This window comes from Staphylococcus sp. HMSC035D11, assembly GCF_001836075.1.
GTDB lineage: Bacteria > Bacillota > Bacilli > Staphylococcales > Staphylococcaceae > Staphylococcus > Staphylococcus hominis.
The window spans coordinates 46,412-60,427 of record NZ_KV827231.1; the positions used below are offsets into that span (position 1 = coordinate 46,412).

Here is a 14,016-nt window from a genome sequence, read left to right on the forward strand (position 1 = left end):
GAGTGAGACACGATTCAAAATGAATCGTGTCTCACTCCTTTACTTTGATTTTTTTAGTTTGAATAAAACTATCAACGATAAAGTAGTTTAACGATCATATTTATCAAAATGTTCACCAGTAAAGTAATAATAAATACTTTCTGCTATATTTCTTACATGATCCCCTACTCTTTCTAAGTTACGTGCAGCTAAATGCGCTTGACCAGCTACAAATGGATCATTATCAATTAGATAAGTTGTGTTAACAATATTCACGTATAAATCATCAATATCTTTATCACGTTCGATAATTTCTTTAATCAATGTTAAATCTTCACTTTTAACAGCAGTATTTAAGTCTTCTAACATTAATAATGCAAGTTTACCCATTGTTTTTAAACGTGTTAAGACATAATGATCTGTAATTTTTACTCTTAGTCGAATATGAGCGATATTTGCAGCATTATCCCCCATTCTTTCAAAATCAGTAGAAATTTTTAAAGCTGCCATCATCATTCTTAAATCAGTAGCAATTGGTTGTTGTTTCGTAATTAACATGATTACTTGTTCGTTAATGTCATAATCAAATTTGTTAATTTCTTTATCTTTTTCAATGACGTGTCTAGCAAAGTTTCTATCATCTTCACTTAATGATTCAATAGCATTGTTAACATTTGAATAAACACGAAGACCAAGACGACGAAGTTCTTTAATTAAATCGTCCAATTGGCCTTCATATTTTTGTCTAATAATTTTCATTAAGCATTAACCAAAACGACCAGAAATATAATCTTCTGTTTGTTTGTCTGAAGGATTAGAGAAGATTTTATCAGTATCGTCATATTCATTTACATAACCATTAAGGAAGAATGCTGTTTTATCAGAAACACGTGCAGCTTGTTGCATGTTGTGTGTAACCATAATGATAGAATAATTTTCTTTTAATTCTTGAACCAGTTCTTCAACTCTTAAAGTAGAGATAGGATCTAATGCTGATGTAGGTTCATCCATTAAAATAACATCTGGTTCAATTGCTAAACATCTAGCAATACAAACACGTTGTTGTTGTCCCCCAGATAATCCATACGCATTTGTATGTAATCTGTCTTTTAATTCATCCCAAATTGCAGCACCACGTAATGACTTTTCAACAATTTCATCAAGTAATTTTTTATCTTTAATACCATGGATTTTTGGACCATAAGTAATATTATCATAAATTGATTTAGGAAATGGATTTGGTTGTTGGAATACCATTCCTACATTCGTTCTTAATTTTTCTTTTGAATAGTTGTTATCAAAAATATTTTGTTCTCTGTATAAAATTTTACCAGCAGTTTTAACTGATGGTACTAATTCAACCATACGATTTAATGTTTTAATATACGTTGATTTACCACAACCAGAAGGACCGATAATAGCAGTGACATTATTTTCTAAGATATCTAAATTGATGTTTTGTAAAGCATGATTTTCACCATACCATAAATCTAAATTTTGAGTTGAATAAACTACTTTTCTTTCACTGTCAGGTTTAATATTTTTTTTATTTTCGCTATTAGCTGTTACAATTGTTGTCTTTTGAGACTGATTGTCGTTTGTTGGATGAGTGTGATTTGAGTGTTGATCAACAACATCATTTGTATGTTGTTCAATGTTCTTTTTCTTTTCATCTACGTTGATTTTTGCCATATATAAAACTCCTTTTATTTTAAGAGAGAAAGCAGAAATCTTTCTCTCTATCCCAAATAACTTTAATAATAAAATGCTTAATATTTTCTAGAAAATTTATTACGTAAGAAAATTGCTAAACCGTTCATTAATAATAAGATAACAAGTAATACGATAATACCTGCTGAAGCCACGTTTTGGAATTCAGCTTGTGGCATTTTAGCCCAAGTATAAATTTGAGTTGGTAAAGCAGTAAACATTGAGAATAAACCAGATGGTACTGCTAAGAAAATAGTTGGAATACCGATTAAGATTAATGGTGCTGTTTCACCTAATGCACGTGAAAGTGATAAAATAAATCCCGTTAAAATACCAGGTAAAGCAGCGGGTAAAACCACTTTTCTAATTGTTTGCCATTTATTTCCACCTAGACCATAAGATGCTTCTCTTACAGAATTAGGTACGGCACGAATCGCTTCCTGGCTTGAAACGATAATAATCGGTAAGATAAGTAATGACATTGTTAAAGCAGCAGCGATAACAGTATTTCCTAAAGATAATGATTCAATACCAGCGCCACGTACAAATAATGTTAATCCTAATAAACCAAATACAATTGAAGGCACACCAGCTAAGTTAGAAATACAAATTTTAACGAAACTTGTAAACATATTATCGCGTGCGTATTCTTCAAGATAAATTGCTGTACCAACACCTAAGATAATAGAGATTGGGATGATAGTAATCATTAACCATAATGTACCAGCTAATGCGCCTTTAATCCCAGCTTGTGATGGTGTTGAAGATGAGAAACTTGTAAAGAATTCAGGTGTTAAATGTCCTACACCTTTTACAAGTGTTTGAATCAGTAATGCGGCAAGAACGATTAAAGCAAATACAATACATGCAAAGAATAGCCATTTATTAAGACTATTTTTTTTATCGCGACTAGATAGGTTTTTTTCGACTTTACTTTTGTCAACTAAACCTTTAGCTCTTGGATCAGTCGTTGCTGTCATATTAATACTCCTCTCTATAACGCTTAGAAATCCAGTATGAAATTAAGTTCATAATTAATGTGAAAATGAATAATGTGAAGCCAACTGCATAAATACTATAGTAAATATCTGAACCGAATGTCGCATCACCTGTAGCAATTTCAACAATATAACCTGTCATTGTTTGAATAGAACTTGTTAATGTTAAAGATGATGTCGGTGAACTACCTGCAGCTAATGATACGATCATTGTTTCACCAATAGCACGAGAAATACCAAGTACAATTGAAGCAATTACACCAGAAGCGGCAGCTGGTAATACGACTTTAGTTGCAACTTCAAATTTAGTTGAACCTAAACCAAAAGCACCTTCACGCATTTTATTAGGTACAGAAGCCATTGCATCTTCACTCATACTTGTAATAATTGGAACAATCATTATTCCAACCACGATACCAGGACTGATAGAGTTAAAACTATCGAGTTGAGGTATAAATGTTCTTAATAAAGGTGTTACAAAAGTTAAAGCAAAGAAACCGAATACGATAGTTGGAATGCCAGCTAAGATTTCAAGAATAGGTTTAATAATACGTCTTGCTTTATCGCTTGCATATTCACTTAAGTAGATTGCAGCGCCTAATCCGATAGGAACAGCTACTAAAGTACCAATGAAAGTAATTTTTAAAGTACCAAGAATTAATGCCCAAATACCATATTTAGGGTCAGAACTTGTAGGATTCCAATCTTTAGTAAAAAGAAACTCAGTAATTGAAACACGTGTAAAGAATGTGATTGTTTCAGTGATTAATGTAAATAATATACCGATAGTTGTTAAAATAGAGATGGCAGCAATAATTCCTAAAATAATTGGCACGATTTTATCAGAAAATCCACCTTTTTTAGCGTTATTTTTAGCTATCATCTCTCTAACATTAGTGTTAGAAGCCATATATAACCCTCTCTTTTTATTTCTCCCAATAGATTTTAAAAAAAGAGCAGGAAATTATCAGGTAACGAATGAGTTCAAATTAATTTAAAACACTTTAACAATCACCCATGTATATATCCTGAACAACTCATGTAAATGAATGTTACATGAGTTGTTAATTCCCAGCCCTTTATATTAATAATGATTATTATTTGTCAGAATCTTTTTTGTATTTATCTAATTCTTTAATTTCATCTTTATAAACTTTGCTTGGTGAAGCAACGTATCCAGCATCTTCAGCTGATTTACCTTTGTCATCTAAAGTGAATTTCAAGAATTCTCTCATAACATCATTATCTTCTAATGATTTTTCTTTAACATATAAGAATAATGGTCTACTTAAAGGATAAGAACCATCTTGGATAGTCTTTTTAGTAGGTTCTACAGATTTACCATCGTCACCTTTAATTTTAACTTCTTTTAATTTATCTTTATTTTGTTTATAGAAGTTATAACCGAAGTAACCAATACTTTCTTTGTTTTTCTCAACTGATTGAACGATAACGTTAGTATCTCCATTTTTTTGAGCTTTGATATCTTGTTTATCCATAACTTCTTCTTCCCAGAAGTCATAAGTACCATGACTTGAGTTTGGAGAGAAAGCTTTGATTTCTTTGTTAGGCCAGCTAGAATCTACATCTTTCCAAGTTTTAGCTTCGCCACTGTAGATTTTTTTTAATTGATCTTTAGATAATTCTTTTACAAAGTCATTATCTTTATTAACAGCAACAGTTACACCATCTTGTGCAATTTTAAATTCTTTATATTTAATGTTTTTGTCTTCTAATTTTTGTTTTTCTTCATCTTTGATAGGTCTAGAAGCTTGTGAGAAGTCAGTTTCACCAGCGATGAATTTTTCAAAACCAGCACCAGTACCTGCTTGACCAGATGAAATAGTTGCGCTTGGATGATCTTTAGACCATTTTTCATTTAATTTTTCAACGATTGGAGCAACAGTAGATGAACCTTCACCTTTTGCAGAACCTTTAAGGTCTTTTCCATCTCCTGAACCACTGCCGCCACTATTTCCACCGCCACATGCGCCTAAAAGAACAGTAGCACCTAAAACAGTTGTACCAACTAATTGCCATTTCTTCATTAAAACATCCTCCTAATTATAGATAACCCAAAATGTTATATGTATTTCTTACAATGCTTATATTACATACCTTTTGTTAATATAAAATAGAGTAATTGTAAATATTTTGTTAATTTATAAAAAACTTATGTTTTATATAAATAAAATCCATAAAAAAACCACTGAAAGTGTGACCTTTCAATGGTTTTAAACTATCTATATAATATGGAAGAAACTCGATTTTCATGAACTCATTATTCTTGAATAAGACTTTTACCTTTTTTAGTTAATGTGATTTTTCCAGTTTCAATATTTATAATTTTTCTTTTATATAAATGACCAATTGCACGTTTAAATGAACCTTTACTCATGTTAAATACTTCTTTAATTGCTTCCGGACTTGATTTATCCCAAAATGGAAGTTCTCCATCATACTCTACTAACAAATCAAAGATAACTTGACCATCCTCATCTAAACGTTCATGTGCGAGGGGTAAGAATGAACCGTTCAATTCACCTTTTTCATTATGTCCGATAATACGTACTTCTACAGCTTCGCCTAATCTTGGCTCATGTTTACGTTCAGACTCATGTACAAACACTTTGTAACCATCCTCAGTTAATAAAAAAGTCCCGATACGTAATAAACGATATGGTCTTGCTTTTAATACTTGATTTTGCATATCATCATTAGATACAGGTGTAAACATTTTTTCCACAATTGTTTCACTAGCTAAACGTGCGAACATTTGATGATTTCTATCGATTCTTAATGTGACTAATACATAATCTCCTGATTGAGGCCATAACGATTTAACTTTAGGTAAATCTTCCCATGGAATAAGCACCTCTCTTGGTAAACCAACATCTACTCTTGCACCATCTCTATCTGTTTTTAATACTTTTGCAAAATCATATTTATCTTTTGTAATGTCAGGCATATTTTGAGTAGCAAATAATTCACCTGAACGGTTTGGATAAATGAAGAAACTGTATTCTTCTCCAATTTCGAATTCATCTTCCTCATTGATTTCTGACTGATTTAACTTCACTTGTTCACCATTTGGACCTTTTAATAAATAAGTAGAGCCTTCCAATCCAAGAACTTCTAGAAATTCAATTGAACCAACGATATCTTTGTCTAATGCCATAGTTGTCTCCTTTAAGCAGTTTATTTCTAAGTATTATAACATGAGTTTTATAAAGTATCATTGGCATAAATGATATAAGGTCGAATATAGGAACATTATATGATATAATTTTTTGCGTTAGATAAACGATGAATAAAGGAGTAAATGAATGTTACAAGTTACGGATGTAAGTTTACGTTTTGGTGATCGTAAACTATTTGAAGATGTAAATATTAAATTTACTGAAGGTAATTGTTATGGACTTATCGGTGCGAATGGTGCAGGTAAATCTACTTTCTTAAAAATCTTATCTGGAGAAATTGATTCACAAACGGGTCATGTTTCTCTTGGAAAAGATGAACGTTTAGCAGTATTAAAACAAGATCACTTTGCTTATGAAGATGAACGTGTATTAGATGTAGTTATAAAAGGACATGAACGTCTATTTGAAGTGATGAAAGAAAAAGACGAAATTTATATGAAACCTGACTTCAGTGATGAAGATGGCATTCGTGCAGCTGAATTAGAAGGTGAATTTGCTGAAATGAATGGATGGAATGCCGAAGCAGATGCAGCTTCCCTACTATCAGGACTTGGTATTACCCCAGATTTACATGATAAGCAAATGTCAGAGTTAGAAAATAATCAAAAAGTAAAAGTATTATTGGCACAAAGTTTATTTGGAGATCCAGATGTTTTATTACTCGATGAGCCTACCAATGGTCTTGATATTCCTGCCATTAGTTGGTTAGAAGATTTCTTAATTAACTTTGAAAATACTGTCATTGTAGTATCTCATGATCGTCATTTCTTAAATAATGTATGTACACATATTGCAGATTTAGATTTTGGTAAAATCAAAGTCTATGTTGGTAACTATGATTTTTGGTATCAATCAAGTCAACTTGCTCAAAAAATGGCTCAAGAACAAAACAAGAAAAAAGAAGAAAAAATCAAAGAATTACAAGACTTCATTGCTCGTTTCTCTGCGAATGCGTCAAAATCAAAACAAGCAACAAGTCGTAAGAAGCAATTAGAAAAAATTGAACTTGATGATATTCAACCATCTTCAAGACGTTATCCTTATGTGAAATTCACCCCAGAAAGAGAAATTGGTAATGATTTATTAGTAGTTGATGGTATCTCAAAAACAATTGAGGGTGAAAAAGTTTTAGATAATATTTCATTCACTATGAATCCAAATGATAAAGCTATTTTAATTGGCGATAGTGAAATTGCTAAAACTACCCTATTAAAAATACTTGCTGGTGAAATGGAACCAGATGAAGGTTCATTTAAATGGGGAGTGACAACTTCATTAAGCTATTTCCCTAAAGATAATTCTGATTTCTTCGAAGGCGTAGATATGAATTTAGTTGAATGGTTACGTCAATATGCTCCTGAAGATGAACAAACTGAAACATTTTTACGCGGTTTCTTAGGACGTATGCTATTTAGCGGTGAAGAAGTTAAGAAAAAAGCAAGTGTATTATCAGGTGGAGAGAAAGTACGTTGTATGTTAAGTAAAATGATGCTTTCAAGTGCCAATGTTTTACTACTTGATGAGCCAACGAACCATCTTGATTTAGAAAGCATTACAGCTGTTAACGATGGATTAGCTTCATTCAAAGGATCAATTATCTTTACTTCATATGACTTTGAATTTATTAACACAATCGCTAATCGCGTGATTGATTTAAACCAACCAGGTAGTTTATCTAAAGAATTGCCATATGAAGAATATCTAAAAGAAATTGGTGTGTTACAAAATTAAAATAATAGGATTTTAATAAAGCATCTTCTATTTTTAAAATTTAGAATATGCATAACACTGTCGCTAAATAACGAATTTTAGCGACAGTTTTTTTTATAAAATACTATTATTTTCGAATTATTGTTATTATTTATACAAATTACTTATTATTACTATCTCTTTTCTTTAACAGTAATATTACTTCAATAATTTTCAGTTTATTTCAAAAAATCACAATAATCGGTTTACAGTTAAAAGGTGCTTATGTATAATTAAAAACATAGTAATTGAATAAGAAATTGATGAGGCGCATCAATCATTAGTATATATTAGAACACTGTCTGCCACGGCTAATATAGAAAGGGTGCGATGCCGAAACGAATTGCAACCGCAGTAAGCGTTCGTTGGACTTTGTGGTTAAGAGCTGAGAGTTTGTCATTATTATTTAATAATGGAGTGCATCACTTGTATATAAATTACGAGCAAGTTCGCACATTCCGAACTTGCTCTTTTTTATGACGTGTGCCCCTAAATTCTAGGAGGTAAAATCTTGAAACGACGTGTTTTGAAGTTCGGTGGTTCATCTGTCGCCGATTTTACAAAGATAAAAAATATTGCAGAAATGCTTAAACGCCGTGTAGATGACGGTGAACAACTTATTGTTGTCGTAAGTGCTATGGGCAAAACAACAGATCAATTAATGGAAAATGTTTCTCATCTTACAACAACTCCAAAAGATGAAGAACTTGCTCTATTATTAACAACTGGTGAACAACAAACAGTTTCTTATTTGTCGATGGTATTAAATGATATTGGCGTAAGTGCTAGAGCTATGACTGGATATCAAGCAGGTATCAAAACAGTAGGTCATCATTTAAAAAGTCGAATTGCAGAAATTAATCCTGAAACATTTAATAAGGAATTTAAAGACAAGGATGTTTTAGTTGTAGCAGGTTTCCAAGGAGTGAACGACGAATTAGAGTTAACTACACTTGGTCGTGGTGGTTCAGATACGACTGCTGTTGCATTAGCAGCTAGTAATCAAATCCCTTGTGAAATTTACACTGATGTTGATGGCGTTTATGCTACTGATCCAAGAATTTTGAGTGAGGCAAAACGTTTAGATTATGTGTCTTATGAAGAAATGATGGAAATGAGTGCTTTAGGTGCTGGTGTGTTAGAAACAAGAAGTGTAGAACTTGCTAAAAATTATGATATCCCCTTGTATTTAGGTAGAACGTTATCAAATGTGAAAGGAACATGGATTATGCCAAGAACAGAAATATTAGAAAAAAAAGCCGTAACTGGAGTTGCATTAGATACACATATGATGCATGTAACAATTAGTTACCCTCTTCCAGATAATCGCCTTCTAACTCAATTATTTACTGCTTTAGATGAAGGTTCAGTTAATGTGGATATGATTTCTCAAATCGTAAATGTTGAAGGTTTACAACTATCTTTTTCTATTAAAGATAGTGATGTACAACAAATTTCAAGTATCTTAGAGGAACTTTCTACAACATTTGATGCTTTAGATTATAAAATTAATGAAGCTTACGTCAAAATTTCGTTAATTGGTTCAGGAATGCGTGATATGTCTGGTGTAGCTTCAAAAGCATTTATTACGTTAATTAATTCTAATATTCCATTTTATCAAACAACAACTTCTGAAATTAGTATTTCTTATGTTATTGATGCAGAAAATGGAAATAAAGCGGTTGAAGTTCTATACGATGCTTTTGATATTTAAACTTAAGTTAAAATAAGTAATTCAAAATTCAATTAATATTTAAATGGAGTGATTCTTTTATGACAAGATTAGCAGTAGTTGGAGCAACAGGATTAGTCGGAACAAAAATGTTAGAAACAATTGATCGTAAACATATCCAATTTGATGAGTTGGTATTATTCTCATCAGCAAGATCAGCAGGTAAAGAAATTGAGTTTCAAGGGAAAACATATACAGTTCAAGAACTTACAGAAGAAGCAGCAAGTGAAAAATTTGATTACGTGCTAATGAGTGCAGGTGGCGGAACAAGTAAACAATTTGCCCCTATTTTCGAAAAAGCTGGAGCAATTGTTATTGATAATTCAAGTCAATGGCGTATGACAAACGATGTGGATTTAATTGTACCAGAAGTTAACCAACCAGAATTTAAACGTGGTATCATTGCTAATCCTAACTGCTCAACAATTCAGTCGGTCGTGCCACTTAAAGTTTTATACGATGCTTTTGGATTAAAACGTGTAGCTTATACAACATATCAAGCAGTTTCGGGTTCAGGGGTTAAAGGTAAGAGAGACTTAGCTGAAGGTGCGAATGGTAAAGCTCCAGAAGCTTATCCACATCCTATTTATAATAATGTTTTACCACATATTGATGTTTTTTTAGAAGATGGATATACAAAAGAAGAGCAAAAAATGATTGATGAAACACGAAAAATTTTAGGACAACCTGACTTACGTGTGACTGCAACATGTGCACGTGTACCTGTTCAAGATAGTCATAGCGTAGAAATTGATGTTACTCTTGATAAAGAGGCAACAGTTCAAGAAATTAAAGATTTATTTGAAAACGATAATCGTGTTGTTTTAGTAGACAATCCTGAAAATAATGAATATCCTTTAGCTATTAATTCAACAGGTAAAGATGAAGTGTTTGTAGGTAGAATTCGTCGTGATGACTCACTTGATAATACTTTCCATGTTTGGTGTACTTCAGATAACCTACTTAAAGGTGCAGCTTTAAATGCAGTTCAAGTGTTAGAACAAGTCATTAAATTAAAAGGAGCTAGATAATATGGCACATATTTTTGAAGGTGTAGGTGTAGCGCTTGCTACTCCATTTACTAATAATGAAGTTGACTATAAAGCATTAGAACGACATGTTCAATTTTTACTTGATAATAATGTTAAAGCAATTATTGTAAACGGCACTACAGCAGAGAGCCCTACTTTAACAGAAGAAGAGAAAGAAAAAGTACTTCAAGCGGTGATTAAACAAGTTAATCATCAAGTGGCTATTATCGCTGGAACTGGTACAAATAATACAGCTAAATCTATTCAAGCTTCATTACGTGCTAAAGAATTAGGTGTAGATGGTATTATGTTAATCACACCTTACTATAATAAAACAAATCAACGTGGCTTAATTAAACATTTTGAAACCATCGCGAATGAAGTTAAGTTACCTGTTGTTTTATATAATGTACCTTCAAGAACGAATATGACAATTGATCCTGAAACAGTCGAAACATTAAGTCATAATGATTACATTGTAGCTATTAAAGATGCTACAAATGACTTTAACTATTACGAAGAAGTGAAAAAACGTATTCATCAAGATGAATTTGCTTTTTACAGTGGTAATGATGATAATGTCGTAGAATTCTATAATCGTGGAGGTAATGGCGTAATTTCTGTCATTGCTAACGTTATTCCGAAAGAATTTCAAGCACTTTATGATGCTAAACAAAATGGGAAAGAAATTGAGAAAGACTTTGAACCGATAGGTCAATTGTTAGATGCACTTTCAGTTGATGTCAACCCTATTCCAATTAAAGCTCTAACAAGTCATTTAGGATTTGGAAATTATGAATTAAGATTACCTTTATTACCACTAGAGAAAGAAAAAGCAAATGTATTAGTGAATGCTTATAAAGCATTTAAAACGGAGGAATAAAAATGAAAATTTTACTCATTGGATATGGCACAATGAATCAACGCGTTGCCAGATTAGCAGAAGAAAAAGGTCATGAGATTGTTGGTACAATTGAGCCAGAAGAACATCAACATTCACCATATAAAGCTTATCATCATATTGCAGACGCACAAAATGAAGCCGATGTAGCGATCGACTTCTCTAATCCTAATCTATTATTACCTTTATTAGATGAAGAGTTTGAATTACCTTTAGTGATTGCTACTACTGGTGAAAAAGAAAAACTGATTCAAAAATTAGAACAATTAAGCGAACGTATGCCTGTTTTCTTCAGTGCAAATATGAGTTATGGCGTCCATGCATTAACTAAAATTCTAGAAGCAGCTGTTCCCCTTTTACAAGATTATGATATTGAGTTAACTGAAGCTCATCATAATAAAAAAGTGGATGCGCCAAGTGGCACACTCGTCAAACTTTATGATGTTATTAAAGAATTACGTGAAAATGTAACGCCTGTTTACGATCGACATGAGCGAACTGAAAAACGTGAAAAAGATGAAGTCGGTATTCATTCAGTTCGTGGCGGTACAATTGTAGGCGAACATGATGTTTTATTTGCTGGCACAGATGAAACAATTACCATTTCTCATAAAGCGCAATCTAAGGACATTTTTGCAAATGGCGCAATTACAGCTGCTGAAAAATTAAACACAAAATCAAATGGTTTCTATACATTTGACAACTTATAAAATAACTTAAGGAGACTCTAAACTATGGTACAACACTTATCTGCACAAGAAATTATTCAATATATTAGTGATGCTAAAAAATCAACACCATTAAAAGTATACGTAAATGGACAATTCAATGACGTCACTTTTCCTAATACATTTAAAGTATTCGGATCTGATGATTCAAAAGTAATATTTTGTGAAGCGGATGATTGGAAAACATTTTATGAAACCAATCAATCATATATTACTGACTTAGAAATTGAAATGGACCGTCGTAATTCTGCTATTCCTTTAAAAGACTTAACTAATACAAATGCACGTATTGAACCAGGTTCATTCATTCGTGAACAAGCTATTATCGAAGACGGTGCCGTTGTGATGATGGGAGCAACAATCAATATTGGCGCTGTTGTAGGTGAAGGTACTATGATTGATATGAATGCAACATTAGGTGGTCGTGCGACAACAGGTAAAAATGTTCATGTAGGTGCCGGTGCAGTATTAGCGGGCGTTATTGAGCCACCTAGTGCTTCTCCAGTAGTAATCGAAGATAATGTATTAATTGGCGCAAACGCAGTTATTCTAGAAGGTGTAAGAGTTGGCGAAGGCGCTATTGTAGCTGCTGGTGCTATCGTGACTCAAGATGTTCCTGCTGGTGCGGTTGTAGCTGGTACACCTGCTAAAGTCATTAAACAAACATCTGAAGTTCAAGACTCTAAACGAGAAATCGTTGCAGCGTTAAGAAAATTAAATGATTAATGACAAACTTGAATAATTGAATGCTAAAGGCTGGGACAACATGTTCTCAGCCTTTACGATTAAATGAATACATAAGTTGAATAATAAATGAATAAAGGATTGATTAAGATGAGCGAATTAGAATTTGTCACACAACATAGAAGACATTTACATCAACATCCAGAATTAAGTCTTCATGAATTTGAGACAACTCAATATATTACTCGATTTTTAGATGAATTAAATGTATCTTACGAGCAACCTCTTGAAACGGGTGCTATTGCATATTTAGAAGGTAATAGTGACCATACAATTGCATTTCGGGCAGACATTGATGCCCTACCCATTTTTGAAGAAAATAATGTCGATTATCGTAGTCAAACAGATAATGTGATGCATGCTTGTGGTCACGATGGTCATACAACAGCATTGATGTTATTTGTTAAACGATGTAAGGCGATGGCTGATCAACATCAATTACCTCATAATGTCGTGTTTATCTTCCAACCAGCTGAAGAAACAGGCGGTGGCGCAAATCGCTTAATTAAAGCCGGTGCTTTTAATCAATATCCTATTGAAGCAGTATTTGGCATTCATGTAAATCCTTTCGCTGACGAAGGACAAGTCGTGATACGCGATGAAGAAATTACAGCAAGTGCCACTGAATATCGTTTTTTCTTAAAAGGATTATCTAGTCATGTAGCTGATAAAGAGCAAGGTCATTCATGTGGCGAAGCACTGATTCATGTTTTAAATCAAGTTGGTCAAATACAGCAATATCATTTAAATGGACTAAAACGTAATATTGTTCATATGGGCCACTTTAATGCAGGTGAAGCAATTAATACGGTTCCTAGTAATGGTTATTTAGAAGGAACTATTCGTACTTATGATGCCACTGATTTAAATATCGTGAAAAATCAAATGAATAAAATTGCAAAAAGTGTGAAATTATTATTCAATGTTGATTGTGAAGTCAAATTTGAAGAAGGATATCCTGCTACAATGAATAGTCCTAAACTACGTCATATCGTTGAACAATCTATTCTATCTGCTAATTTAAAAGTTATTGAAAAGCCTCTGCCATTTTTATTCGGCGAAGACTTTAGTTTTTATGGCCAACAATTAGCACCGTCTTACTTTGCTTTTGTAGGAACTCGAAATGAAGATAAAGGCTTTATCACAGGCTTACATACATCGCATTTAAATTTTGACGAAAAAGTGCTTATTGATGTTGCCAATTACTATGAACAAATATTGAACCATTATGGAAAGGAGTAAAT

The 14,016-nt window shown here is 32.5% G+C and carries 13 protein-coding genes and 1 riboswitch; of the genes, 7 read left to right on the forward strand and 6 right to left on the reverse strand.

Annotated features, from left to right (window positions below; genetic code table 11):
- Window positions 1-87: 87 nt before the first annotated feature.
- The 6 genes from phoU to cvfB all read right to left on the reverse strand — a co-directional run bounded on the left by phoU (window position 88) and on the right by cvfB (window position 5,865).
- Window positions 88-738: a phosphate signaling complex protein PhoU gene (gene phoU, locus HMPREF2647_RS03550; RefSeq protein ID WP_017174698.1), complete on the reverse strand. Its 651-nt coding sequence runs from the start codon at window positions 736-738 to the stop codon at window positions 88-90.
- Between the two features lie 6 nt (window positions 739-744).
- On the reverse strand, window positions 745-1,671 hold the full coding sequence (gene pstB, locus HMPREF2647_RS03555) for a phosphate ABC transporter ATP-binding protein PstB (protein WP_070859531.1): 927 nt from the start codon (window positions 1,669-1,671) through the stop codon (window positions 745-747).
- A 77-nt stretch (window positions 1,672-1,748) separates the two neighbouring features.
- Entirely contained in the window at window positions 1,749-2,669 is a 921-nt protein-coding gene (pstA, locus tag HMPREF2647_RS03560; RefSeq protein WP_037541016.1) for a phosphate ABC transporter permease PstA, read from the reverse strand.
- A gap of 1 nt (window position 2,670) precedes the next feature.
- The gene (pstC, locus tag HMPREF2647_RS03565) at window positions 2,671-3,597 is read right to left on the reverse strand and encodes a phosphate ABC transporter permease subunit PstC (protein ID WP_017174701.1); all 927 of its coding nucleotides are present in this window, start codon (window positions 3,595-3,597) and stop codon (window positions 2,671-2,673) included.
- A gap of 187 nt (window positions 3,598-3,784) precedes the next feature.
- Window positions 3,785-4,735, reverse strand: coding sequence for a PstS family phosphate ABC transporter substrate-binding protein (locus HMPREF2647_RS03570; protein ID WP_017174702.1), 951 nt, complete (start codon window positions 4,733-4,735; stop codon window positions 3,785-3,787).
- Between the two features lie 233 nt (window positions 4,736-4,968).
- Window positions 4,969-5,865 carry an RNA-binding virulence regulatory protein CvfB gene (gene cvfB / locus HMPREF2647_RS03575; protein ID WP_017174703.1) on the reverse strand — a complete coding sequence of 299 codons (897 nt, stop codon included), beginning with the start codon at window positions 5,863-5,865 and terminating at the stop codon, window positions 4,969-4,971.
- A 148-nt stretch (window positions 5,866-6,013) separates the two neighbouring features.
- On the opposite strand from cvfB, the gene HMPREF2647_RS03580 reads away from it, so the two are divergent.
- From HMPREF2647_RS03580 to HMPREF2647_RS03610, 7 genes are all read left to right on the forward strand, one after another.
- Entirely contained in the window at window positions 6,014-7,618 is a 1,605-nt protein-coding gene (locus HMPREF2647_RS03580) for an ABC-F family ATP-binding cassette domain-containing protein (RefSeq protein WP_017174704.1), read from the forward strand.
- Window positions 7,619-7,891: 273 nt separating this feature from the next.
- A riboswitch (Lysine riboswitch) is annotated at window positions 7,892-8,067 on the forward strand.
- 77 nt (window positions 8,068-8,144) lie between these two features.
- Entirely contained in the window at window positions 8,145-9,350 is a 1,206-nt protein-coding gene (locus HMPREF2647_RS03585) for an aspartate kinase (protein ID WP_170999967.1), read from the forward strand.
- A gap of 59 nt (window positions 9,351-9,409) precedes the next feature.
- On the forward strand, window positions 9,410-10,399 hold the full coding sequence (locus tag HMPREF2647_RS03590; RefSeq protein WP_017174705.1) for an aspartate-semialdehyde dehydrogenase: 990 nt from the start codon (window positions 9,410-9,412) through the stop codon (window positions 10,397-10,399).
- Window position 10,400: 1 nt separating this feature from the next.
- Window positions 10,401-11,282, forward strand: coding sequence for a 4-hydroxy-tetrahydrodipicolinate synthase (gene dapA, locus HMPREF2647_RS03595; RefSeq protein WP_017174706.1), 882 nt, complete (start codon window positions 10,401-10,403; stop codon window positions 11,280-11,282).
- Between the two features lie 2 nt (window positions 11,283-11,284).
- On the forward strand, window positions 11,285-12,010 hold the full coding sequence (gene dapB, locus HMPREF2647_RS03600) for a 4-hydroxy-tetrahydrodipicolinate reductase (protein ID WP_017174707.1): 726 nt from the start codon (window positions 11,285-11,287) through the stop codon (window positions 12,008-12,010).
- Between the two features lie 24 nt (window positions 12,011-12,034).
- Window positions 12,035-12,754 carry a 2,3,4,5-tetrahydropyridine-2,6-dicarboxylate N-acetyltransferase gene (dapD, locus tag HMPREF2647_RS03605; RefSeq protein ID WP_019835540.1) on the forward strand — a complete coding sequence of 240 codons (720 nt, stop codon included), beginning with the start codon at window positions 12,035-12,037 and terminating at the stop codon, window positions 12,752-12,754.
- 108 nt (window positions 12,755-12,862) lie between these two features.
- The gene (locus HMPREF2647_RS03610) at window positions 12,863-14,014 is read left to right on the forward strand and encodes an amidohydrolase (protein WP_019835541.1); all 1,152 of its coding nucleotides are present in this window, start codon (window positions 12,863-12,865) and stop codon (window positions 14,012-14,014) included.
- The last annotated feature ends 2 nt before the right edge of the window (window positions 14,015-14,016 follow it).

Excerpts from the sequence above, each read along its gene's own strand:
- dapB (WP_017174707.1), top strand. The coding sequence starts at position 11,285 with ATGAAAATTTTACTCATTGGATATGGCACAATGAATCAACGCGTTGCC.
- pstC (WP_017174701.1), bottom strand. The coding sequence starts at position 3,597 with ATGGCTTCTAACACTAATGTTAGAGAGATGATAGCTAAAAATAACGCT.
- HMPREF2647_RS03590 (WP_017174705.1), top strand. The coding sequence starts at position 9,410 with ATGACAAGATTAGCAGTAGTTGGAGCAACAGGATTAGTCGGAACAAAA.
- phoU (WP_017174698.1), bottom strand. The coding sequence starts at position 738 with ATGAAAATTATTAGACAAAAATATGAAGGCCAATTGGACGATTTAATT.
- cvfB (WP_017174703.1), bottom strand. The coding sequence starts at position 5,865 with ATGGCATTAGACAAAGATATCGTTGGTTCAATTGAATTTCTAGAAGTT.
- HMPREF2647_RS03570 (WP_017174702.1), bottom strand. The coding sequence starts at position 4,735 with ATGAAGAAATGGCAATTAGTTGGTACAACTGTTTTAGGTGCTACTGTT.
- HMPREF2647_RS03580 (WP_017174704.1), top strand. The coding sequence starts at position 6,014 with ATGTTACAAGTTACGGATGTAAGTTTACGTTTTGGTGATCGTAAACTA.
- dapD (WP_019835540.1), top strand. The coding sequence starts at position 12,035 with ATGGTACAACACTTATCTGCACAAGAAATTATTCAATATATTAGTGAT.
- dapA (WP_017174706.1), top strand. The coding sequence starts at position 10,401 with ATGGCACATATTTTTGAAGGTGTAGGTGTAGCGCTTGCTACTCCATTT.
- HMPREF2647_RS03610 (WP_019835541.1), top strand. The coding sequence starts at position 12,863 with ATGAGCGAATTAGAATTTGTCACACAACATAGAAGACATTTACATCAA.
- pstA (WP_037541016.1), bottom strand. The coding sequence starts at position 2,669 with ATGACAGCAACGACTGATCCAAGAGCTAAAGGTTTAGTTGACAAAAGT.
- pstB (WP_070859531.1), bottom strand. The coding sequence starts at position 1,671 with ATGGCAAAAATCAACGTAGATGAAAAGAAAAAGAACATTGAACAACAT.